The sequence below is a fragment of the Streptomyces sp. NPDC086519 genome, from assembly GCF_040686075.1.
In the GTDB taxonomy this organism is placed as follows: domain Bacteria; phylum Actinomycetota; class Actinomycetes; order Streptomycetales; family Streptomycetaceae; genus Streptomyces; species Streptomyces shenzhenensis.
Genome location: NZ_JBFBJL010000033.1, coordinates 67,429 through 90,105, shown reverse-complemented (window position 1 = coordinate 90,105; position 22,677 = coordinate 67,429). Strand labels below are relative to the sequence as shown.

The 22,677-nt window shown below is 70.4% G+C and carries 15 protein-coding genes and 1 pseudogene; 8 read left to right on the top strand and 8 right to left on the bottom strand.

From position 1 onward, the window contains the following. Positions 1 to 16: 16 nt before the first annotated feature. From AB0P24_RS28585 to AB0P24_RS28575, 3 genes are all read right to left on the bottom strand, one after another. Positions 17 to 1,870, bottom strand: coding sequence for an arabinofuranosidase catalytic domain-containing protein (locus AB0P24_RS28585; protein ID WP_365798872.1), 1,854 nt, complete (start codon positions 1,868 to 1,870; stop codon positions 17 to 19). Between the two features lie 334 nt (positions 1,871 to 2,204). Continuing rightward, the gene (locus tag AB0P24_RS28580) at positions 2,205 to 3,821 is read right to left on the bottom strand and encodes a cation acetate symporter (RefSeq protein WP_365798870.1); all 1,617 of its coding nucleotides are present in this window, start codon (positions 3,819 to 3,821) and stop codon (positions 2,205 to 2,207) included. After that, entirely contained in the window at positions 3,818 to 4,237 is a 420-nt protein-coding gene (locus AB0P24_RS28575) for a DUF485 domain-containing protein (protein WP_365798868.1), read from the bottom strand. Before AB0P24_RS28575 ends, AB0P24_RS28580 begins: the two co-directional genes overlap by 4 nt. Positions 4,238 to 4,908: 671 nt before the next feature. Between AB0P24_RS28575 and AB0P24_RS28570 the strand changes: the two genes are divergently transcribed. After that, a complete protein-coding gene (locus AB0P24_RS28570; protein WP_365798866.1) occupies positions 4,909 to 6,093 on the top strand; it encodes a type III polyketide synthase in 1,185 nt (394 codons plus the stop codon). Between the two features lie 801 nt (positions 6,094 to 6,894). Here AB0P24_RS28570 and AB0P24_RS28565 read toward each other — a convergent pair. Next, positions 6,895 to 7,389, bottom strand: coding sequence for a TetR/AcrR family transcriptional regulator (locus AB0P24_RS28565; RefSeq protein WP_365798864.1), 495 nt, complete (start codon positions 7,387 to 7,389; stop codon positions 6,895 to 6,897). 206 nt (positions 7,390 to 7,595) lie between these two features. Then, positions 7,596 to 8,741 (bottom strand): aminotransferase class I/II-fold pyridoxal phosphate-dependent enzyme, encoded by a 1,146-nt coding sequence (locus AB0P24_RS28560; protein WP_365798862.1) that lies wholly within the window; start codon positions 8,739 to 8,741, stop codon positions 7,596 to 7,598. Positions 8,742 to 8,974: 233 nt separating this feature from the next. Here AB0P24_RS28560 and AB0P24_RS28555 point away from each other — a divergent pair, with 233 nt between their 5' ends. Next, on the top strand, positions 8,975 to 10,396 hold the full coding sequence (locus AB0P24_RS28555) for an MFS transporter (RefSeq protein WP_365798860.1): 1,422 nt from the start codon (positions 8,975 to 8,977) through the stop codon (positions 10,394 to 10,396). A gap of 84 nt (positions 10,397 to 10,480) precedes the next feature. Here the strand turns inward: AB0P24_RS28555 and AB0P24_RS28550 are convergent, their stop codons facing one another. Next, complete coding sequence (locus AB0P24_RS28550; RefSeq protein WP_365798858.1) at positions 10,481 to 10,765, bottom strand: transposase; 285 nt, start codon at positions 10,763 to 10,765, stop codon at positions 10,481 to 10,483. 548 nt (positions 10,766 to 11,313) lie between these two features. Between AB0P24_RS28550 and AB0P24_RS28545 the strand changes: the two genes are divergently transcribed. After that, a complete protein-coding gene (locus AB0P24_RS28545) occupies positions 11,314 to 11,730 on the top strand; it encodes a nuclear transport factor 2 family protein (protein WP_365798856.1) in 417 nt (138 codons plus the stop codon). Here AB0P24_RS28545 and AB0P24_RS28540 read toward each other — a convergent pair. Together AB0P24_RS28540 and AB0P24_RS28535 are read right to left on the bottom strand one after the other, a co-directional pair. After that, a pseudogene (locus AB0P24_RS28540) lies at positions 11,730 to 11,966 on the bottom strand (IS5/IS1182 family transposase); the annotation flags it as partial. The gene AB0P24_RS28545 and the pseudogene AB0P24_RS28540 overlap by 1 nt on opposite strands. A gap of 435 nt (positions 11,967 to 12,401) precedes the next feature. Beyond that, positions 12,402 to 14,537: a SpoIIE family protein phosphatase gene (locus AB0P24_RS28535; protein WP_365798854.1), complete on the bottom strand. Its 2,136-nt coding sequence runs from the start codon at positions 14,535 to 14,537 to the stop codon at positions 12,402 to 12,404. A gap of 213 nt (positions 14,538 to 14,750) precedes the next feature. Between AB0P24_RS28535 and AB0P24_RS28530 the strand changes: the two genes are divergently transcribed. The 5 genes from AB0P24_RS28530 (at position 14,751) to AB0P24_RS28510 (ending at position 22,625) form a co-directional block, all read left to right on the top strand. Next, positions 14,751 to 15,353 (top strand): helix-turn-helix domain-containing protein, encoded by a 603-nt coding sequence (locus AB0P24_RS28530; RefSeq protein WP_365798852.1) that lies wholly within the window; start codon positions 14,751 to 14,753, stop codon positions 15,351 to 15,353. Positions 15,354 to 16,056: 703 nt separating this feature from the next. Next, complete coding sequence (locus AB0P24_RS28525; RefSeq protein WP_365798850.1) at positions 16,057 to 16,974, top strand: aminoglycoside phosphotransferase family protein; 918 nt, start codon at positions 16,057 to 16,059, stop codon at positions 16,972 to 16,974. A 53-nt stretch (positions 16,975 to 17,027) separates the two neighbouring features. Next, the gene (locus tag AB0P24_RS28520; RefSeq protein ID WP_365798848.1) at positions 17,028 to 17,534 is read left to right on the top strand and encodes a DUF1203 domain-containing protein; all 507 of its coding nucleotides are present in this window, start codon (positions 17,028 to 17,030) and stop codon (positions 17,532 to 17,534) included. Positions 17,535 to 17,640: 106 nt separating this feature from the next. Further along, positions 17,641 to 17,856 carry a DUF4177 domain-containing protein gene (locus tag AB0P24_RS28515; RefSeq protein WP_089106991.1) on the top strand — a complete coding sequence of 72 codons (216 nt, stop codon included), beginning with the start codon at positions 17,641 to 17,643 and terminating at the stop codon, positions 17,854 to 17,856. A gap of 491 nt (positions 17,857 to 18,347) precedes the next feature. Then, positions 18,348 to 22,625 (top strand): discoidin domain-containing protein, encoded by a 4,278-nt coding sequence (locus AB0P24_RS28510; protein WP_365798846.1) that lies wholly within the window; start codon positions 18,348 to 18,350, stop codon positions 22,623 to 22,625. The last annotated feature ends 52 nt before the right edge of the window (positions 22,626 to 22,677 follow it).

Genomic DNA, 22,677 nt, shown 5'->3' with positions numbered 1-22,677 from the left:
CAGGGCGGGCGTTCGCTCAGGTCAGGCCGAAGGTCTGCGCGCCGGAACCGTTGCAGTCCCAGATCTGCAGTCGGGTGCCGTTGGCGGTGGCGCCGCTGGGGGAGTCGAGGCAGCGTCCGGACTGGGGGTTGAGGAGGGAGCCGTCGGCCTGCTGGACCCATTTCTGGCCGCCGACTCCATTGCAGTCCCACAGCTCGACCTTGGTGCCGTTCGCCGTGCCGTTGCCCACGATGTCCAGACAACGCCCCAGGGTGGAAAGGGAGTTGTCCGAGCCGTGATACCAGTGCTGGTCGGTCGCGTACGACTGGCAGTCCCACAGCTGTACGGCGGCGCCGTCGGTGCCGGTGTCGTCGGCGGCCACGTCCACGCATGTGCCGCCCGGCCCCTTGACCGGCCCGCCGCCGTTCACCGAGAACTTCTGCGCGCCGGAACCGTTGCAGTCCCAGATCTGCAGTCGGGTGCCGTTGGCGGTGGCGCCGCTGGGGGAGTCGAGGCAGCGGCCGGACTGGGGGTTGAGGAGGGAGCCGTCGGCCTGCTGGACCCATTTCTGGCCGCCGACCCCGTTGCAGTCCCACAGTTCGAGCTTGGCCCCGCCCGCCGTGCCGTTGCCCTCGATGTCGAGGCATCGCCCGAGGGTGGACAGCGAGCCGTCCGGGTTGTGCGTCCAGTGCTGGTCCTCGGCGTACGTCTGGCAGTCCCACAGCTGTACGGCGGCGCCGTCGGTGCCGGTGTCGTCTGCGGCGACGTCCACGCACTTGCCGCCCGGTCCGGTGACCGTCCCCTGCGGACCGTTCGGCACGTCCGTCTCGCCGCTGTAGCCGACGGAGACGATGTTCGCCTGGACGGCGTTCTCGGCGGCGTCGGTGGGATAGCCGGAGACCATGACGCCCTCGAAGAAGGTGCCCCGGTTCCAGTTGCTGTTGTCGCCGCCGATGCCCAGGATGATGCCGCCCTCCTGCTGCATGGGCTGATAGCCGCCCCGGGTCGGCAGCGCCCCGTCCCACCAGGTGGTGAGCCCGCCGGACCGGGAGTCACCGCCCTTGAGCGCGTACCGGGTCTGCCCGTTGTTCTTCAGCACGGCGGTGACGAAGGTGCTGTTGTTGCCCCGGTTCGCCGTGTCGGAGCCGTTGTCGCCCTGGAACATGCCGTTCTCCAGGTCGGCCTCCACCCACGGGCCGCTCCCGGTGCACGGCGCGAAATAGCAGGTGGTGGCGATCGACACGGCGTCCATGTGCCCGTTGCCGGTGTCGGCCGGCGTGCTCTCGGCGTTGCCGTAGTCGAAGCAGCAGGCGGACCCGACATGGGTGCCGCTGGCCACCATGTAGGCCCCCTCGGGCTGACCGCCGACGGCGACCCCCGAGGCCACACCGGTGTAGCGGTAGCCCACTCCGGGCGAGATCCACAGCCCGTACACCTTGTGCCCGCCCGCGGTGACGGCGATCTCGGACGCGTCGGCACCCCGGTCTGCACCCATGCCGGAGGTGCCGGCGGGCCCGGGGACGAGGTCGTTGTGCCGGCCGCTCTGGTCGTAGATCTTCGTGATCCGGCAGCCGCCGCTGCCCGCGCAGAAGGTGTCCTGGGCCGCCGCGTCGGCGTATCCGCCCTGCGTCAGCGGCCCGATGTCGACGCTCGCCCCGTCCGCGACGCGGGTCACCTGGTAGAGCGGGCCGTCGTACGAGGAGAGCAGCGCGCGGGTGACACTGTGCGCGGCCACGCACGGGGTGCCGGCCGCCGCGTAGATGTCGCACGGCAGCGAGCCGGCGGCCTGCGAGGCGGCCGGGAACCCGAGCAGCAGCCCGAGAGCGAGACCGAGGCAGGCCGACACGGCCACCACCCGGGACCTCCGCAGCCACGTTCTTGGCGAGGTCATGACATTCCGTACTGACCAGGAACCACGCATGGACGTCCCTTCGAAGCGGGAGTGGGCGCCGGCCGCACCGAGGCGCGGCGGCACGGCTCTTGACCGGCTCGGCCCGGAACCTACGCACGCTGTTCGACCGCGTCAATATTTGTTTCCTTATTTTGGTTCAGACCAAGCCAGGATGTGTGCCGGTCGCAAGAGCACAGAACGGCGTGGCTCTCGCCGCCCCGCTGGGCTGCGCGCGGCTGCCACGTCCATGGCCACCGGATCGCAGGGCCCCGCCCCCGGCCAGGCAGGTCCCGCCGTCCACCCCGTTGCCCGTCCGCCCGCGCCTGACGACGCCCTACTGGGGCGAGCGGCGCGGGGGCGGGCCGGTCAGCAGGTGGTGCTCGTGGGACGCGTAGCGGCTGCGTTCGCGGTCGGCGGCGCGCCGGCCGGCCAGGACGGTGGTCAGCCAGCCGGCGAGGAAACCCGCGGGCACGGAGACAAGCGCCGGCGTGTTGTAGGGGAACCAGTCGAAGTCGGCCTCCGGGAACGCGGACAGCGGTGTCCCGGAGACCAGCGTGGTGCCGGGGGCCAGGGCGAGCACGCTCAGCGAGCCCACGATGAGGGTGGCCAGCAGCGCCGTGCGCGTGTACCGGCGCCAGAAGAGGGTGTAGAGGAGCGCGGGGGCGATGGCGGAGGCGCCGAGGGTGAAGGAGACCGTCGCCAGGGGCTGAAGGCTGCGGTGCTGGGCCAGGACGGCCAGAAGGATGGTGGGGATGCCCACGGCGAGTGCCCCGCACCGGGCGAGGGCGAGTTCCCGGGCCGGCGCCCAGGGAACCGCGCGGGACGCCGTCAGGTCGTGGGCGAGGGTGTTGGCGCAGGCCAGCGTCATGCTCGCGACGGAGGCGAGGAGGGTCAGGAAGACAGCGGTGGTGACGGTGGCGAAGAGCAGGCTCTCCGGCCGGGACAGGTCGGCGCCGAACGCGGCGCGGGCGCCCAGCAGATAGGCGGTCGTGCCGTGCGCGTCGGCGGCGGTGATGCGGTCGTGCCCGACCAGCGCGGTCGCGCCGGTGCAGATCAGCGTGAGCATCAGGATGAACAGGGTCACCGAGGAGACCGCCCAGGACATCGCACGGCGGACCTGGCGCGGTGTGCCCGCCGTGTACATCCGCATGGTGACGTGGGGCAGGCAGGCACCGCCCAGCACGATGGCGCACTGGGTGCTGGCCATGTCCAGGGCGGGATGCGGGCTGCTGGAGTACTGCAGCCCCCAGGTCAGATAGGCGTCGCCGGCCCCGCTCTGCCGGGCCGCCGTGTGGAACAGGGCCTGCGGCTGCCAGTCGAACGCGCGCAGGATCAGCACGCTCACGACCAGCCCGGAGCCGAGCAGCGCCACGGTCTTGATGATCTGGACCAGGGCGGTGCCGGGCATCCCGCCCAGCGCCGCATAACTGATCATGAGGACACCCGCCCCGGCCACGCACCCGTTCTTCATGCTGGCGTCGGTGAACCCGAGGACGTACGCGAGGAGTTCACCGACCCCGGCGAGCTGGACGACCATCATCGGGACGAGCGCGGCGAGGGTGACCAGGCAGGCGGTGACGCGTACCGACCGGGCCGGGTGGCGGCGGGCCAGCGCGTCGCCCATGGTGTAACGGCCGGTGTTGTGGAGGGGTTCGGCCAGCAGGAACATCAGCAACAGCAGGGACAACAGGGCACTGAGGGCCAGGACGATGCCGTCGTAACCGCACAGGGCGATGATCCCTCCGATGGTGAGGACGGTGGCGGCGGAGATGTAGTCGCCGGCGACGGCCAGTCCGTTGCGCAACGGCGACAGGGACCGGTAGCCGGTGTAGAACTCGGCGAGGTCGTCCGCCTCCGGTCCGGTGAGCACGCACAGCAGCAGGGTGAGGGCGACGACCGCGCAGAACGCGACCAGGGACCACGACTGGGCGGAGCCGCCGAACCCGGTCACGGCGACTGCTCCCGGTCCAGGGCGGGCACCCGCAGTTGACGGCGGGCGCGGCGCGCCAGGGGATCCACGAAGCGGTGCGCGGCGGCTTCGTAGAGGAGGACCGCCAGCCAGGTGACGGGGATCTGGGCGAGGGCCAGGAGCAGCCCGGTGGGCAGGCCGCCGGGGCCGGGGCGGGCCATCAGGGAAGGGGCCTTGACGGTCAGGGCGAGGAAGGCGGCGAAGTAGCCGAGCGCGGTGATCGTCGCCACCCGCCGGTGCCAGCGATACGCCCGCCGCAGCAGGCGCAGGGTGCGGTGGGCGCCGGAGCGGGGGCCCGCCGGACGGGCGCCGTCCGGCTCCGGACCGGTCGACCAGGTCGGGGACGGGCGGTCGTACGACGACCGCTCCGAGGGTAAATCAGGTACATCAAAGGACATTTCGGCAACTCCTCGGTGGGGACCGGGGTCGGCCGTGGCGGGCCGCGAGCGGGGAGCGTGGTTCGGGCGACCGCACGCCGTGCGGCCGGGAGGTCGGGGGAAACCGTCTGCGCCGGTCGTCCAGGACGCCGTCTCGTGCGTCGCGGTCGGGTGATCAGGGCGCCATGGTCTCCGGCGGGGGCGCTGTCCGCCAGGGGTGCGGCCGTGGTGGGCGGGAACGGTTCGCGGCGTGTCGGGCTGACGTCGGGATCTCCGGCAGGGGGTGCTGAAGCATGGGCGGAGCGCGGGGTGGCGCGATTGCTTCGAAAAGTGCGCCGTCGCACACCTCAGGAGCCCCGGGCCGCCCGCCCGTTGGCCCGGCCGTGGCGGAGCGGAATTGTGACGCACTTCATGGGTGCCGTCGGACTCGGCCGGCGGCTCGACCGGTACGAAGCCCAACTGCCCCAAGGCCCGGCTGACTTGCGGAAGCGATGATCTGGCTGGGCGCTCCCGAACTCCCTGCCCCGGCGCCGTCGGCCAGAACCGGCATGGCTCCACGGGCACATGAGACGCCCGAGAACGGGCGAATGCGAAGTACATTGCGATGACACCGTCTTGACCTCGCTCCGTAAAACCTGGCAGGTTTCGGACACTTCACATCATTTACCGGCTTTCTGCGAAAGATCCGTGCTATGGGTGCCTATCTGTCTCCCCCAGCCGTCGTACAAGGTGAACATGCCGTGAAGACCGGCGAGATCCTGGCGGAGGTGAGAAGCCGGCAGCCGCAGGCGCCGTGGCTGCCGCGGATCGACGGCATCGCGGCCAGTACCGGCATCCACTCCCGCGGATGGATGCTGCCGCTGGAGACGGCCGCCGCGCCCGGCAGCGGCACGGGCCTGCGAACTCCGGGCACCGGCCCGGCCCGTGCGGCACTGGCCCGCACCGGGTTCACCGACCATGAGGTGAACCGCGCGATCGCCGCCCTGGAGGCGATACCTGCGCCGCAGACCATCCAGGAGCGCACCGCGCCCGCCTGGGCGGCCGTGCAGACGTACGGGGAACGCGCGGCCCGCGAAGCCCTTCGAAGCGCCGGACTGGACACCGCCGACGTCGACTGCCTGATCACCAGTCACTCCACCACCCCGGCCCTGCCGGGACTGGACCTCTCCCTGTTCAACCGCCTTTCACTGCGCAGCGACGTACTGCTGCTGCCGGCCACCCAGTGGGCGTGCATCGCCGGCACCCGATCGCTGGCGCTGGCGGCCGAGCTGGTCGCCGCGGACCCCGGCCGGGTGGTGCTGGTCGTGATATCGGAGGCGCTGAGCACCACCTACCAGCCCGCCGACGACACACTGGAATCGCTCATCGTCCGGCTGCTGTTCGCGGACACCGCCGTCGCCGTGGTGGTCACAGGCCGCCCCAGGACGGAGTCCGTCCTGCGACTGGACGCGGCCTGGCACCACACCCTGCCCGGCACCATGGACCTGCACCGGCTGGACACCCGCGACGACGGCACGCACTTCGTCATGGACCGCCGAGGGCCGCGCGCCGTGCAGGAGACGGTGGCCGCGATGTGGGAGTGGCTGCGGCTGCGCCACCAGGACGACGGGCACTCCTGGCACCCCGACCTGCTGCTCGCGCACCCCGGCGGGACACGGGTGCTGGAGTACATGGAACAGACGATGCCCGCCGACTGGCCGGAGGGGCTGCTGGCCTACAGCCGGGACAGCTACACCACGGGCAACCGCGGCGGCGCCGCCGTACTCGACATCCTGCGCCGCGCGCACGACGCGGGCCAGAAATCGGGCAGCCGTACGGTGCTGTACGCGGCCGCCCCCGGCCTGACGGCCACGGCCGTCGAGGGGGAGTGGCTTTGACCTGCTCCTCGGGGTGGAATCCGAGGAGTCAGTGCTGCACGGACAGGCCAACCCCAAGGACCCGTCGGACCCGGATGACCGGTTCATCCTGCGCATCCAGGTGGCGCACGCCTGCCGATCTCCGACGGCACCTCCCGCCGCACCCGCTCCACGCTGGAGGACCGGGCCCGCGCCGGGAAGCCGCACGGCGGACGCCGCTACGGCTACGCCAAGGACGGCTGCACCGTGACCAAGGAGGAAGCCGAGGTCGGCCGGGAGGTCTTCCGTCGCTTCCCGGACGGAGAGACGGCCGGCGCCATCGCCAAGGACCTGCACGCGCGCCATCACCGCCGAGCCGCTCGAAGCCTTCACCCGGGACCTGGCGCTCAAGGCACTGGAGAAGCTCGACATCACCGGCGGACGACGCCGCGCAACTCGCGGAGTTGAATCGTCATGATCCGCGCCTCACCGGCGCGAACACCTCCACCTGGCGCGAAGAGGTGGTGAGCGCGTGAACGTTCATCCCCTTCTTCAGACACTGGACCTTCAGGAGGCGCCACCCGGGCCCTGGACGACGCCCTTCGCGCGCAGTGCGTCCGCGGACCGGGAAGCTGACCTGTCCGTGGACCTCGGTGACACCTCGTCGGCCGACGGGCGGCAACCACGCTTCGGATGTCGCGCAATTCGTGCGGCGGTGAACGAGTCCGGGCGGCATGGACGATCACATCCGAGGTCCGGAGGCACAGGTGGCGCCGACGCGGCTGCTCACCCGGAGAACAGGACGCGAATGCTGCGGCCGGCCATTCGACCGCAGCATCTGCCTCATTGCGCTGCCCACCCGCGCAACGCGCCGTAGTACGCGGCGATGAGCCGGTCGAGGGCATCGTCGAGTGGGAGACCTTCGCCCACGAGGTCCAGAACCTCACGTGGGTCGAAGAGGACGTTGTAGAGGAACAAGGCGTGATCGAACTGGTCGTCGGGGACGCCCAGTTTGCGCATCACACTGCGGACGGGGCGTTCCCAGGCGTCCCTGACCGTGCTGATCACAGCGTCGTTGCTTCGCAGGCGGTGGAGGAAGCCTTCACGCGAGCGGAGCTGGATCATTGCGGTGCCGTACATCGTCAGCAGACGCCCCCACTCGTGCACGACGTCCTCGAACAGGGCGGTGCTGGTCTTGGGGCAGTCGTGACTGTAATCGCGCAGCCTCACGATCACGTCGTGGAGGTAGGTGGTGAGGAGTTCGTCGAGGGACGGGAAGTAGCGGTAGGCGGTGGCCGATGACAGGCCTGCGCGTTGGGCGATCCGGGCAACGGACACGTTGTCCGGATCGCTGCGCAGGATCTCTCCGGTCGCGTCCAGGAGGCGCTGGCGGTTGCGCTGGGCGTCACTGCGCCGCCGGCTTCCCGTCGTGCCGATCGTGTGCCGGTTGTTGCTCAGTGCCTCGCTCCCCGCCAGTGCGTATGTACCGCTTCAGGGGCGTGTGGCCCCAGCAGCCGAGACTACCGGGGCGAGGCGGGCGCCGGTCAGCGGGTGCCGCGGAAGTAGTGCTCGATGCGGTCCAAGCCCGCGGTCAGGACGTCCTGCGGCGCGGCGATCGAGATGCGCAGGTGGTGTTCGCCCGCCGGCCCGAACTCGCGGCCCGGGCGGACGACGACACCGTGCTCCTTGAGTCGCTGGGTGAGTTCCAGCGACGGAGTGTCGCGGTCATAGCGAGCCAGGACGAAGAAGCCGCCCTCGGGCGTGCGGGCCGTAAGCTCTGGCATGGCATGGACGCGCCGGACGATGTAGTCGCGGCGCTCCTGGTAGGACTCCCGCATCGGCTTGACGAAGGCGTCGCCGCTCTCCAGCGCGACGATGGCCGCCCGCTGCGACGCGGCGTTCACGGCTCCCAGGAACGTACGGTGCAGCATGCGCACGCCGTCGATCAGTGAGGTGGGCGCAACGAGGTAGCCGACCCGCCAGCCGGTCATGGCGTAGGTCTTGGACAGCGACTGGCAGTAGATGAGCCGGTCCCGCCATGCGCCGACAGCGAGTGCGGAGGTGAACACGCGGTCGTCGAAGACGAAGTGGTCGCAGACCTCGTCGGCGATGACGACGGTGCCGTGCCGTCGGGTGAGTTCTGCCAGTGCCTCCAGTTCCGTTCGGGTGAACACGGTGCCGACGGGGTTGGCCGGGTTGACCATGATGAGCGCCTTGGCGTCGGGCAGGGCCGCCGCGATCCGCTCCAGGTCAAGGTGGCCCGTGTCGTCGAGCGCGACGTACACCGGTTCACCGCCGGCCGTCAGTACCGCAGAGGAGAACAGCGAGTAGCTCGGGTCCAGCAGGATCACCCGGTCGCCGGGCGACACCACGGAGGACACCGCGGCCGACACGGCGGAGGTGGCGCCGTTGGTCACCAGAACCTGCTCGGGCCGGTACGGCGCGCCCGCGGCGTCACTCGCCAGATGTGCGGCGAGCGCCCGCAGCTCGGGGTCCCCGTTCAGGTCGCCGTAGTGCGTCCATCCCGCAGCCAGTGCCTCCTGCGCCGCGCGCACGATCGGCTCGGGCGTGGGGAAGTCGGGTTCGCCCACGCCGAGCAGTGCCGGTGCCCCCTGGGGCGGTGAGCCGGCGGGGCGCAGGCTGCCCGCCGTCAGGCGGAGCACGGCGTCGGAATGCAACGAACGGGACATGGCAGCGTCTCCTCGACATCGGGTCAGACACCCGGAACTGATGAAGCCGAACTGAGAGTGCATTCTCAGTTCCATCGAAGTCAAGTGCGGCGAGGGCTTGACCTGTCAGCGAGATGGCGCAAAAGTTTCGCCATCTCTTCTGAGACTTCACTCTCAATTAAGCGAAGGGGTGCCCGCCGCGTTGCCGTGCGCAGGGGCCCCTTTCGTCCCTGTTGCCGCAAGGAGTGGTGAGCGTGTCCGTCACGAGTCCGCCCCCGAGAAACATCGCCTCCGACGTCTCCGATCTGGAGAGACGCACCGTCCGCAAGATCACCTGGCGGCTCATGCCGATCCTGGTCGCCGCCTACTTCACCGCTTACCTCGACCGCACCAACCTGGGTGTGATGAAGAACGAGCTGTCGGCCGGGCTCGGCCTGTCCGACGTCGCCTTCGGCCTGGCCAGCGGCATCTTCTTCCTCAGCTACGTGCTGTGCGAGGTGCCCAGCAACCGGCTCGCCCTCCGCCTCGGCCCCCGGGTATGGGTTCCCCGCATCATGATCAGCTGGGGAGTCGTAGCCCTGGCGACCTCCCTCGTCCACTCGCCCACACAGCTGTACGCGGCGCGCGTCCTCCTCGGCATCGCCGAAGCCGGCATGGCTCCCGCGGTGTTCCTGTGCATCGCCCAGTGGTTTCCCGCCCGCCACCGCGGCCGCGCGCTGAGCGCGTTCTATTTGGGCATTCCGCTGGCCATGGTGATCGGCAGCCCCCTCACCGGCTGGCTCCTGGACGTCACCCACCGGCTCGGCGGGATCGACGGCTGGCGCTGGGTGTTCGTCATCGAGGGGGCCGCCGCACTGGTGCTGGCCCCGCTGGCCATCGTCCGGCTCACCAAGAGTCCGGCCGAGGCCCGCTGGCTCAGCGATGAGGAGCGAGGCTGGCTGATCTCCACCCTTGCTGCGGAGGAAGCAGAGAAGGACAAATCGGCACCGCACTCCTTCCGGAAGGGACTGACCGACCGCCGCGTCCTCGTGCTGTCCCTGGCCTTCCTGCTGATCTGCTACGGCAGCAACGCGCTCACCTTCTGGCTGCCCTCCGTCATCGAGGACGCCACCCCGGGGATGTCTTCCACGCGGGTCGGCCTGATATCGGCCCTGCCGTTCGCCTGCGCGCTGATCGCGATCTACGCAGTCGGCCGCATCGTCTCCCGGACGGGTGCCCGTACCTGGAACGTCCTCGGCCCGCTGGCCGTGGCCGCGGTCAGTTTCGCCCTGGTCGCCCTCCTCATCGGGCATCCGACCGTCACGCTGGCGCTGCTGTGCGTGGCCATCGCGGCCAGCCTGACCACCCAGGCGCAGTTCTGGACCATCCCGACCGGCTATCTGGCCGGAGCCGGGGCCGCCAGCGGCATCGCCCTGATCAATGCCACCGGAAACATCGCGGGCTTCGCCGGCCCGTACTCCTTCGGCTGGCTCAAGAGCGCGGATCCCACGGGCGCCCTGCCGTTCGCAGTCATGACCCTCTGCCTGCTCATCACCCTCGCTCTGCTGGCCGGTGTGCGCCGACAGACCCGAAGGACCCTCGGCGGTTCACCGACCGCGGCGCCCGGCGTGGAGCCGTCCGCCAGTGGGACGCCTGCCGGACCGGCACAAGAAAGCGCCGTAAACAACAACCTCTAACCGGCGTAGCGCCGGCGCAGGGGCCACGCCGAGCCATCCCCGGCGTGGCCCCTGCGCCGGCGCAGCACAGCCGTCCGGCGTCGTTCAGCAGAAGAGGCGGCAGCTGAGCATCACTGCCGTCGCGGGTCGGCCGCAGGGTGCAAGCGGCCGGCGCGGCGAACACCCGCTCCCAGGTGCCGTCGACGGTCTGCACGCGCAGCCGGTTGTAGACGCCCCGCCAGTCGCGTACTTCTCCGGCAGGTGGACCCGCTGTGTTCCGGTCTGGAACGTGAAGGCGATCGCGTCGATCACCTCCCGGTGATCCCGCCGGCGGCCGCCCTGCTTCGGCGTCCGGTTCGGGAGCAACGGCTCGATCCGCGCCCACTGCACGTCAGTTAGCGGCGCACCCGGACCAACGACCGAGCGATCCAAACGAAACCGCCTAGCCGTCAGCCATCGTTGTGAGGGCCGAGGAGCCGTGCGCCCCGTGCCGCACTCTTCGGTCCTGTCCGCGTCGGGAACTTCGCCGCCTGTCGTCTGACGGCGCGTGTGCGTTGATCGTCATGGGAACGTTTCGGCGGTGACCGTAAGTCATTGCCGTGGCTGGCTGTAGGCATAGGCATCCCAGGTCAACTCAGGCGACGACACCTAGGAGAACGAGACAGCGTCTGTACGCTCGATGACGCGTCTGGGACTGTGCACCGCGGGGCCCGGATCAGGCACGTCGGTGATGATGTTCTCTTACTACCCAATGTGAGGCAGAGCCGCTCGTTGTGGAGAAGTCGGTGGCAGGCTGACGCCCCGGTAAGGGACGATCACGACGTGCGCGGCCCTGCTCTTACCGGACGCGCCCGAACGCGTGGGACGGTGTGGTGCCGTGCTGACGTCAAATCGATGCTCGGCTTGGCGCTTTCCCCGCCGGGCTGGAGAGGACGCGTGTGTCGCTCGCTCTTGAAGACCGCTTGGCCGTGATCGAACTGGTCTCGTTGCACGGTCACCTCGTTGACGACGGAAGCCTTGACCGGTTGGAGGAGTTGTTCACCGCCGATGTGGTCTACGACCTCACCGACTTCGGCCAGGAGCCGCTGTCCGGGGTGGCAGCGATCCGAGAAGCGGCATGGGAGTTGGGAGCGGGCAACCCTGTCGCGCACCACGTCACCAACGTCGTCGTGACCGCATGGGTGGACGGCCGGGTGCAGGTCCGTTCCAAGGGGCTGGGTGTCAAGGCGGACGGCTCCTGCGGATCCGTCTCCTACGCGGACACTGTCGTGCGCACCGCTGACGGCTGGCGGATCAGCCATCGCAGGGTCTCGCCACGCCGAACTCCCTTGGGCGGGATGACAAAGCCTGGCTGACCGGGGACGGCGACATTGTGCAGGCGTGCGATGCCGAGGGTGGCGTGGTGGACACCGTCGCCTTTGAGGCCGCAGTCGCGCAGGGTCTTCCAGGTCTTCTTGCGGGCGAAGACGTGCTCGACGCGGGCTCGGACTTTGGGGTGGGAGGTGTTGTGCTCTTCCGCCCAAGAAGGAAGTTCGTCCTGGCCGCGCTCGCGACGGTGCGGGATGACCAGGCCCGTGCCCCGAGGACCTCCCGGGCCAACCGGCCCGGTTGAACGAGCACCGTTACCGCACCGAGCCGGGGGCAGTCCTTCAGAAGCTGCCCGGCGTGCTGGCGAAGGCGACCCATCATGCGCACGCCACGCAGTGGCCCGACGCGTGGACTCGGGTCGCCGACACGTATCAGGTGGTGCACTGGCTTGCCACCAGGTTCCGTTGGACGCACCTCGCCGAACTGGCCGTCATGAAGCAGGCGCTGGCCTCAGAGCACGCTCACCCGATCGCCGCCACGGTGGGTGGCCGCCCGGGACGACGTCGGGACCTTCCTCACGTCGGGAGACTTCGCGGGCGGGATGGCGATCGTCGGCCGCGCGATTGCGCGGCCGAGCCGACACGGGCGGTCTGAAGGCCGGAGCACCGCGGTTGACTCCCGGTAGCCGAAGCCCGGCACGCTCATCGCGGCACCGGCGCTACCCCTCAAGTTCCGCCCAGACGGCCTTGCCGGTGTGCGTCCACCGTACTCCCCAGCGGGTGGTCAGTTTGTGGACGACGTACAGTCCTCGCCCGGTGCTGTCGAGCGGGTCGCCGCGGCGCAAACGCGGCCGGCCGTTGCCCGTGTCACCGACCTCGCAGGTCAGGCGGCTCCCGGTGTGCACCAGCCGCACCGTGATGGGCCCGGTGCCGAACCGGACGGCGTTGGTGACCAGTTCGCTGATCACCAGCAGCGCGCTGTCCCGGGCCTGCTCGCCGGTGTGCCAACGGCGCAGGAGCGGAGCGGCCAGAGCGCGGGCGCGGGCGGCGGTGTCGTCACGGGCGGGCAGCTGCCAGGTGGCGGTGGAGCGGCCTTGGCGGCCGGCCAGCCGGGCTAGCAGCAGGGTGACGTCGTCGCGCAGCGGCTCCTTCGGGGCCAGCCTGGCGACCACGCGACGCGCGGCCTGTTGGAGATCGTCCCAGGGATGCACCTCACGCACGACCTCCGTCAGCCGGCCGATGCCGTCGTCGATGGAGGCCCCCGGGTCCTCCACCAGGCCGTCGGTATAGAGGACGAGAAGCGAACCGGGTGGCGCGGCGAACTCCTGCACCTCGAACGGCTCCCGCACGACGAACTCGGCGCCCAGGGCCGGGTGCGGCTGCGTCGCCACGGTCTCCGCGGACCCGTCGGGATGGACGAGGAGCGGGGGGAGATGGCCGGCGTTGGAGATCAGCACCCGGTGGTCGACAGGGTCGTAGACCGCGATGCAGCACGTCGAGCCCAGCGCGCTGTATCCGGCCGCCAGGCCCGCGTCCGTGTCGTCCAGCAGCGTGACCGTCTCGTCCAGCCGCTCCAGCACCTCCCCGGGGCCCAGCCCCGCCGACAGCAGTGCCCGCGCCTCCATGCTCAGCTGGCCCATCGCCGCCGCGGCCCCCAGGCCGTGCCCCACGACGTCGCCGACGACCAGCGCGGTACGGTCGCTCGGCAGCGGAAAGCTGTTCACCCAGTCGCCGCCGACGCCCGCACTGTCCGGGGTGGTGGGCTCGTAGACACTGGCGACCTCGATGGTGTCGCTGCCGGCCCGCGGCAGCAGCCGTCGCTGCAGTGCCAGGACCTGGGCGTGCTCACGCTGATGCTGGCGGGCCAGGTCGACGTGCCGGGCGGTCTTGGCCACGAGCTCTTGCAGGTCGAGCAGCTCGCCGTCGCGGAAGGGGCTCTCCGGCCGCCGCCAGACCTCCGTCACCCCCAGCACGATGGGCCTCGGCGCGCCTTCGGGACCTTCCACCACCAGCGGGATGCAGGCGACGCTCACCGGCCGGTTGCCCGGCACCAAGGCGCGCACCAGCCGGGGATCGCCGAGTGCCCGTTCGATCGCCTCCCGGTCCGGAAAGACGACGGCCCGTGGAACGTCGTCGCGCATCACCGCACCGGCCAGCAGGCGGCTCGCTTCCCGGGGAAGGTTGTCCCCGGGGGTCAGATAGCCCTCGGGCCAGGCCCGGTCCGGTACCAGGGCCGCCCGCCGCAACCGGATGCGCTCCTGCGCCTGATCGGTGACCGCCTCGCCCGTCCACACGGCGTAGTCCAGGTTGACGGCGGCCACGTCCCCCCAGGCCAGCAGGGACTGGGCCAGGGACTGCGCTGTCTCCCCGATGTCCAGGGACGTCCCGATCGCGGCGGCGGAGGCGTACAGGTGCAGTCGCTTGGCCATGGCGATCAGGGACACCGTCAGACCGTCCAGCGGCGGTACGGCCGGCAGGATGCTCATCGAGACCACCAGCTCCGTCCCGTCGTCCCGCCGCAGGCGCTGGACCCGGGCGACATGGGCCTCACGTGTCTGAAGGACCCGCCGCAGCCGCTGCGTGACCGTCGCCACGTCCCCGGGCGGCAGCAGGTCGGCGAAGGCGGCTCCCGGCGTCGCACTCACCCCCGCGAACGGAGCGGCGTCCAGATTGGAGCCGCGGATCCTCAGGTCCTGGCCGAGACTGACCACCCCGAGGATCTGTTCCCCGCCCTCGGCCTCCTCCGGCCGGGGAGCCCCCGCGACCGCCGCCGTCGCTCCGCCCTTCGGGACGTAATCACCCAGGGCGCCGCTGACCATGTCGAACGGCGAAGCAGAGGCGGGTGTGGGGTTCATGAAGCTCACACAGCTCGCTGACTCCGGCGCGTACCGGCAGATCTTCCCGAGTCCATGCGGTCAGGCCCGACAGTCGCCGTCGACCGCACATCTCATGAGTAACACAAATACCCTGCTCACCGAAGGGGTAAAAGTGATCTAAACAACACAAACCACCAGTGGTGCCGACGGGCGACCCCTGTAAAGGTTTCTTTAGAAAGATATCTTTACATCATGGACCGGCGGCAGCTCACCGACCCGCGTGCCCTGCGGGCGTACGCCCATCCGTTTCGCCTGACGCTCATCGGCCTGCTGCGCCGGGAGAGCGCGGTGACGGCCACCAGGGCTGCCGAGCTGACGGGGGAGTCGGTGGCCAGCTGCTCGTACCACCTGCGCATGCTGGCCAAGTACGGGCTCGCGGAACAGACCGGGGAAGGGCAGGGCCGGCAGAAGCCCTGGCGGGCGACCACAGCCTTCACCTCCTGGCCCGGCTGCACGGCGGACCCCGAGGTGCGGGAGGCCGCCACCGCACTCAGCCTCGCGGTCGTCGAGCGGTACTTCACCGAGGCGACCCGCTGGCTGGAGAACCGGCACACCGAGCCCGCAGACTGGCAGGAGGCGGCGCCTCTCGGGGACGCCACGATCTTCGTCACCGCCGCCGAGCTCAAGGAACTCGACGAGAAGGTGTGGGAGCTGCTCCGGCCCTACATCCGCCGCGCCGACGCCCCTGAACAGCGACCCGCCGCGGCCCGCCGGGTGTCCTACGTCCGCTTCGGGCACCCGACGCGGGAGTCCGGTACCCAGACGCGGGGCGAGGCGGAAGAGCCGCACGCGTGAGGGCGCCCGGGCGGTTACCCGCCCTGCTCGGCGACCCGGCGTTCCGCCGTTGCTGGACCGGCCGGACCGTCTCGCTCTTCAGCGGCCAGATCACGCAGCTCGCTCTGCCCCCTGCGCGCCGTCCTGGCCCTGGACGCGGGTGCCACGCAGACGGGCCGGCTCACGGCGGCCGGGCTTCTGCCGAGCCTGCTGTTCTCGGTGCATACCGGCGTTTGGGCGGACCGCGGTGGGCGACGGCGGCACATGATGATCGCCGCCGACCTCGCAAGGGCGCTGGCCCTCCTCACGCTCCCGGCCGCCCGGACTCTGGGCCGTCTCGGCCTCGGCCAGCTCTACGCGGTCGCGTTCACGGTCTGCACACTCAGCGTGCTGTTCGACGTGTGCAACACCGCGCTGCTCGTCGCCCTGGTGCCCGCCGAGCGCTACGTGGAGGGAAACTCCGTGCGCAACGGCAGCCGTGCCATGTCCTGCGTGGTCGGCACCAGCACCGCGGGAGTGCTGGTGCAACCGGGTGCCCTGGCTGGCCAGGCGTGGGTACTGCCCTCCCGGATGCTGACCGCGCCCAGCGCGACGAGACCGGCTCCCGCGACGAAGCGGGCGGGCGAGCCGACGTTCCGACTGCGAGCGCCGTTTCCCCCGGCACCTGCCGCGGCCGCGCCCCGCGCCGCCGCAATCCACTCCCGAAGAACAGGGGTTCAGCTTCATGACCGCCGACGAGACGGACATCACCGAGGACCTGATCCGGCAGCTGCTGCGCGAGCAGCACCCCGACCTGGCGGACCGCCCCCTGAAGCTCGGAGCGCTCGGCTGGGACAACCAGGTCTGGCGGCTCGGCGACGACCTCGCCGTCCGACTGCCCTGGGCGACACGGTCCGCGGACGCTCTGCTGCGCAAGGAACACGCCTGGCTGCCCCTCCTCGCCCCGCGTCTTCCGCTGCGGATCCCCGTCCCGCAGCGCATCGGCGAGCCCTGCGAACGTTTCCCGCGGCCCTGGCTCGTCACCACCTGGGTCCCGGGCGAGCCGGCCGACCGAGCCCCCGCGACGCGCCCCGCCGAGTCGGCCGCCACGCTGGCCGCGTTCCTGACCGCTCTGCACCGCCCCGCCCCCGACGAGGCACCGACGGGCCGCAACCGTGGCGGCCCGCTGGCCGACACCGCCGGATCCTTCGCCGAGGGGCTCGCCTCGGCCACCGAACTGGGGCTGATCCGCGACCCGGACGCCGTCCGCGCGGTCTGGGAAGACGCCGTCGCCGCGCCGGACTGGGCAGGCCCCCGCCTCTGGCTCCACGGCGACCTGCACCCGGCCAACATCCTCACCGCGAACGGCACCTTCTGCGGCGTGATCGACTTCGGCGACCTCTTCGCCGGCGACCCGGCCTTCGATCTCGCCGCCGCCTGGATCCTGTTGCCGGACGGCGCCGCCGCCCTCTTCCACGAGACGTACCGGCCGAGCCCGGACGCCGCGACCCTGCGCCGGGCCCGTGGCTGGGCGGTGCTGCGCGCCTTGTCCTGCCTCCACATCGCGGACGCCGGGGTGCACGGCCGCCCCGGAGGCAAGCCCACCTGGGGGCCACCCGCCCAGGCCGCACTGCAACGCCTCACCGCGACGGCCCACCGGTGATCGCGTCCGATACCCGCCAGCGACCCGGCCCGTCCCACGCCACGCTGAACGGCATGACCGCTTCCTTTTCCCCCCTTCCCATTCCGTCCACGACCCTCAAGGAACTCCGGGTCCGCGACGACGCCGGAAATCCGCCACGCCCGTACACGGACGACGAAGGCGACGCGCCACTGCGCTGCTGCCTGCGGTCCAGCACCGCGGGAGAGCGGATCGTCCTGATCTCCTACGCCCCGCTGCGCCGCTGGGCGGCGCGGACCGACGCCGACCCCGGGGCCTACGACGAGCAGGGCCCCGTCTTCATCCACGCCGAGGAGTGCGGCGGCCCGGCCGGCGAGAACCTCGGCCGCTATCCGTGGGCCCGCCCCGGCGCCCTGCGCGTCCTGCGGCGCTACGACAGCCGAGGGCACATCACGGGCGGTCGCATGCTGGAGCTTCCCGAGGACGCCCAGGCGGCCTTCGCCCACGCGCTGGCCGAGGCCTTCGCCGACCCCGAGACCGCCCAAGTGCACGTGCGCGCCGTCGAATACGGCTGCTACCACTTCCGGGTGGACCGCCCCTGAACGAGAAAACACAGGCCCGCGGTGCGCCACGGCCCCCGGGGATGATTGTCTGACCCTGGCCAATCCCACCCCGAACCGGCTCTGCCGGCAGGAGGACCTCGCAGTCATGAGCAGTGCCTACGCGTACGAGTACAAGGTCGTCACCTTCCGGGAGTCGCTGATCGGCGACGCGCTGGACAGCGACAAGCTGGAGAAGGTTCTCAACAAGCACGCCGAGGACGGCTGGGCCCTCAAGGCCATCACCTCCGCCGACGTCAAGGGCCGCATAGGCCCCGGAGCCGTCGAGGGCCTGCTCCTGACCTTCGAGCGTCCGCGCGGCTGACCCCGCCCCGACCTGCGTAAGCCGAACGCCCCCCAGCCCACCGAGGGCTCGGGGGCGTTCGTCGCACCCGCCGCCCTGCCCGCACCAGAGTTAGGCAAGGGGCGCGCAGGGCAGCGCAAGAATTTGCGTATATTGCGCTCGCTTGCGACGCGGGACGCAAGCGCAGTGTCTGTGGCGTGTGTGGGTCCGAGTCGCGCGTGGCCCATGAAGTGCCCTTTGCTGCCCACTCGTTGGCTGCCGCAGCGTCCTGGGGGTTGTGCGAACGGCGCTCCTGTCGCTGAGGCGTGGGCTCTTCTGGTGAAACTTGTGCCGTCCTGTCAGTAGACGGACTCACAGTGCTCTGCAATATTTCGATGAAACCATGCAATATTCTGCGCACTGTCGCACCGTCTTCATGTCGCATCGCACCGCACTTTTCTGCACCACTCCGCCAGGAACGAGCCGCCCTCGCCGCCCCCTCGGCGCGCGAAACTCCGCAGGAAGTGACCCGCATGACTCCTCGACACAAGCCGAGATCCCTGAGACGCCGCGCGGCCGCCGCTGTGCTCGCCTCCGCCGTGATGGTTCTGGGCCTGCCCGCCGTCGGCGCCCACGCGGCCGGCGGCCCCGACGCCGCCGCGGACGCCGCGACCACGGCCGGCAGTGCCCGCACCGCCCACGCGGCATCAAACGTCACCGACGGCGACACCGACACCTACTGGCAGGCCGCGAAGAAGTCGGCCCAGTGGGTCCAGACAGACCTCGGACGGACCGAGCGCGTCCGTGAGGTCGTACTACGCCTGCCCGAGCACTGGCAGACGCGCACACAGACCCTCGCGCTCCAGGGCAGTGCCGACGGCAGAAGCTTCGCCACGCTCAAGTCGTCGACGCAGTACGTCTTCAGCCCCGGCGACGACAACACCGTGAAGGTCGCCGTCCCCGCGACCCTCGCCCGGTACGTCCGCGCGGACTTCAGCGCCAACTCGGTCGCCCGCACCGCCCAGCTCGCCGAGATGCAGGTCCTCACGACCGCCGCCTCGACCCCCGACCTCGCCCTGGGCAGACCCTTCAGCGAGAGCGGGCACGCCGACGTCTACGGCGCGGCCAACGCCGGTGACGGCAACCGCGACACCTACTGGGAGAGCACCAACAACTCCTTCCCGCAGTGGCTCCAGGTCGACCTCGGCTCGTCCCTCCAGGTGAACCAGGTGACGCTGCGGCTGCCCAGCGGCTGGCCGAGCCGCAGCCAGACACTCAAGATCCAGGGCTCCACCGACAACCAGAACTTCACCGATCTGACGGCCTCGAAGGCTTACACCTTCGACAGCTCCGACGACCAGTCGACGACCATCGCCTTCGACGCGACCACGACGCGGTACGTGCGGGCGCTGTTCACCGCCAACGACGGCTGGCCCGCCGGGCAGGCGTCCGAGCTGGAGGTCTACGGACCGGCGACCGGCGACACCCAGGCGCCCACCGCGCCGTCCAACCTGAGCTACACCGAGCCGGCCACCGGGCAGATCAGGCTGACCTGGAACGCGGCCACCGACGACACGGCCGTGACCGGCTACGACGTCTACGCGGGCGGCCAGTTGCGGGCGAGCGTCGCCGGGAACGTGCTGACCTACACCGACACCCAGCCGGCCGGCACCGACATCACCTACTTCGTACGGGCCAAGGACGCCGCGGGCAACGTCTCCGCCAACAGCAACAGCGTCACCCGCAAGGGGACGAGCGGAGACACCCAGGCCCCCACCGCGCCCGGCAACCTCGCCTACACGCAGTCCGGCAGCGACGTGAAGCTCACCTGGCAGGCATCGAGCGACGACGTCCAGGTCACCGGGTACGACATCTACGCCGACGGCCGGCTCGTCAAGACCGTGGCGGGCGACGTGACGACGTACACCGACACCCCGTCGGCGACGGCCACGGTCACCTACTACGTGAAGGCCAAGGACGCCGCCGGGAACGTGTCGGTGGCGAGCAACAGCGTCACCCGGCCCGGCTCCGGTGCCGGCTCCGACCTCGCCCAGGGCAAACCCGTCGAGGCGTCCTCGTACACCTTCACCTACGTCGCCGCGAACGCCAACGACGGCCAGGTCGGCACCTACTGGGAGAGTGCGGGCGGCGCCTACCCGGCCACCCTCACCACCAAGCTGGGTGCCAACGCCGACCTCAGCCAGGTCGTCGTCAAACTCAACCCGGACCCGGCCTGGTCGACCCGCACCCAGAACATCCAGGTACTCGGCCGTGACCAGGACGCGACGTCCTTCACCAGCCTCGTCGCGGCGAAGGACTACACGTTCGACCCGGCCACCGGCAACACCGTGACCATCCCGGTCTCCGGCGCCGCCGCCGACATCCAGCTCAAGTTCGCCTCCAACACCGGCGCCCCGGGCGGACAGGTCGGCGAGCTCCAGGTGATCGGCACCCCGGCGGCCAACCCGGACCTCAAGGTCACCGGCATCACCAACACCCCCGCAGCGCCCGTCGAGTCGGACGCCATCAGTCTCTCGGCGACCGTCACCAACAGCGGCAGCAAGGCGGCCAAGGCCACCGACCTGAACTTCACCCTCGGCGGCACCAAGGCCGCCACGGCCGACGTGCCGGCCCTCGCGGCCGGCGACTCGACGACCGTCACCGCGAGCATCGGCACCCGGGACGCGGGCAGCTACCCGGTCGGCGCCGAGGTGGACCCGTCCAACAAGATCATCGAGCAGAACGAGGGCAACAACGCCTTCGCCCGCCCCGACGCCCTCGTGGTCAAACCCGTCTCCAGCTCCGACCTGGTCGCCGCACCCGTCGCCTGGACACCCTCCAGCGCCTCGGCCGGTGACGACGTCGCCTTCACCGTCGCCCTCAAGAACCAGGGAACGCTGGACTCCGCCTCCGGCTCCCACGGCGTCACGCTGACGATCCAGGACGCGAACGGCGCCACCGTCAAGACCCTCACCGGCTCCTACAGCGGCACCATCGGCTCCGGCCGGACGACCGCACCGGTCAGCCTCGGCTCCTGGACGGCCGTCAACGGCAAGTACACCGTCAAGACGGTCATCGCCGACGACACCAACGAACTGCCGGTCAAGCGTGCCAACAACACCACCACACAGCCGCTGTTCGTCGGCCGCGGCGCCGACATGCCGTACGACATGTACGAGGCCGAGGACGGCACGGTCGGCGGCGGCGCCAAGGTCGTCGGCCCGAACCGCACCGTCGGCGACACCGCCGGCGAGGCGAGCGGCCGCAAGGCGGTGACCCTCGACGCCACCGGCCAGTACGTCGAGTGGACCACCCGCGCCGCGACCAACACCCTGGTCACCCGCTTCGCCATCCCGGACGGCACCGACTCCACCCTCGACGTCTACGTGGACGGCCAGTTCCTCAAGGCGATCGACCTGACCTCGAAGTACGCCTGGCTCTACGGCAGCGAGACCGCGCCCGGCAACTCGCCCGGCTCCGGTGCCCCGCGCCACATCTACGACGAGGCGAACCTGCTGCTCGGCAGGACCGTCCCCGCCGGCTCGAAGATCCGCCTCCAGAAGGACTCGGCCAACACCGCCGGCTACTACGCCATCGACTTCATCAACACCGAACAGGCGACGGCGGCCCCCAACCCCGACCCGGCCGCCTACACGGTCCCGGCCGGTTTCACCCAGCAGGACGTGCAGAACGCGCTCGACCAGGTCCGCATGGACACCACGGGCAAGCTCGTCGGCGTCTACCTGCCTGCCGGTGACTACGACACCTCCAGCAAGTTCCAGGTCTACGGCAAGGCGGTCAAGGTCGTCGGAGCGGGCCCCTGGTTCACCCGCTTCCACGCCCCCGCCTCCCAGGAGAACACCGACGTCGGCTTCCGTGCCGAGGCCACCGCCAATGGCTCGACGTTCGCCGGCTTCGCCTACTTCGGCAACTACACATCGCGGATCGACGGTCCGGGCAAGGTGTTCGACTTCTCCAACGTCTCGGACATCACCATCGACAACATCTGGGCCGAGCACATGGTGTGCCTCTACTGGGGCGCCAACACCGACAACATGACCATCGAGAACTCCCGGATCCGTGACACCTTCGCCGACGGCATCAACATGACGAACGGCTCCACGGACAACCACGTCGTCAACAACGACGCCCGCGCCACGGGCGACGACAGCTTCGCCCTCTTCTCGGCCATTGACGCCGGCGGCACCGACGAGAAGAACAACCTCTACGAGAACCTGACGTCCACCCTCACCTGGCGAGCCGCCGGCATCGCCGTCTACGGCGGCTACGACAACACCTTCCGCAACATCCGCGTCGCCGACACCCTCGTCTACTCGGGCATCACGATCTCCTCGCTGGACTTCGGCTACCCGATGAACGGCTTCGGCACCGATCCCACGACGATCGAGAACGTCTCCCTGGACCGGACCGGCGGCCACTTCTGGGGCTCCCAGGTCTTCCCCGCCATCTGGGCGTTCTCCGCCTCGAAGGTCTTCCAGGGCATCCGGGTCAACGACGTCGACATCGACGACTCCACGTACGGAGGCGTCATGTTCCAGACCAACTACGTCGGCGGCCAGCCCCAGTTCCCGGTCAAGGACACCATCTTCACCGACATCTCCATCACCGACAGCAAGAAGAGCGGAGACACCTTCGACGCCAAGTCCGGCTTCGGCATCTGGGCGAACGAACTCCCGGAACCGGGCCAGGGCCCCGCGGTCGGCGAAGCCACCTTCCGCGACCTGCGCATGAGCGGCAACGCCCAGGACATCCGGAACACGACCAGCACATTCAAGATCAACATCGAGTGACCCGAACGGCGACGAGGGGTACGGGGTCGGCCTCGACAGGGTCGGCCCCGTC

What these genes read in the sequence shown, in the direction of transcription:
- AB0P24_RS28585 (WP_365798872.1), bottom strand. Translation starts at nt 1,870, where the DNA reads ATGACCTCGCCAAGAACGTGGCTGCGGAGGTCCCGGGTGGTGGCCGTG.
- AB0P24_RS28575 (WP_365798868.1), bottom strand. Translation starts at nt 4,237, where the DNA reads ATGTCCTTTGATGTACCTGATTTACCCTCGGAGCGGTCGTCGTACGAC.
- AB0P24_RS28570 (WP_365798866.1), top strand. Translation starts at nt 4,909, where the DNA reads ATGGGTGCCTATCTGTCTCCCCCAGCCGTCGTACAAGGTGAACATGCC.
- AB0P24_RS28560 (WP_365798862.1), bottom strand. Translation starts at nt 8,741, where the DNA reads ATGTCCCGTTCGTTGCATTCCGACGCCGTGCTCCGCCTGACGGCGGGC.
- AB0P24_RS28535 (WP_365798854.1), bottom strand. Translation starts at nt 14,537, where the DNA reads ATGAACCCCACACCCGCCTCTGCTTCGCCGTTCGACATGGTCAGCGGC.
- AB0P24_RS28530 (WP_365798852.1), top strand. Translation starts at nt 14,751, where the DNA reads ATGGACCGGCGGCAGCTCACCGACCCGCGTGCCCTGCGGGCGTACGCC.
- AB0P24_RS28525 (WP_365798850.1), top strand. Translation starts at nt 16,057, where the DNA reads ATGACCGCCGACGAGACGGACATCACCGAGGACCTGATCCGGCAGCTG.
- AB0P24_RS28520 (WP_365798848.1), top strand. Translation starts at nt 17,028, where the DNA reads ATGACCGCTTCCTTTTCCCCCCTTCCCATTCCGTCCACGACCCTCAAG.
- AB0P24_RS28515 (WP_089106991.1), top strand. Translation starts at nt 17,641, where the DNA reads ATGAGCAGTGCCTACGCGTACGAGTACAAGGTCGTCACCTTCCGGGAG.
- AB0P24_RS28510 (WP_365798846.1), top strand. Translation starts at nt 18,348, where the DNA reads ATGACTCCTCGACACAAGCCGAGATCCCTGAGACGCCGCGCGGCCGCC.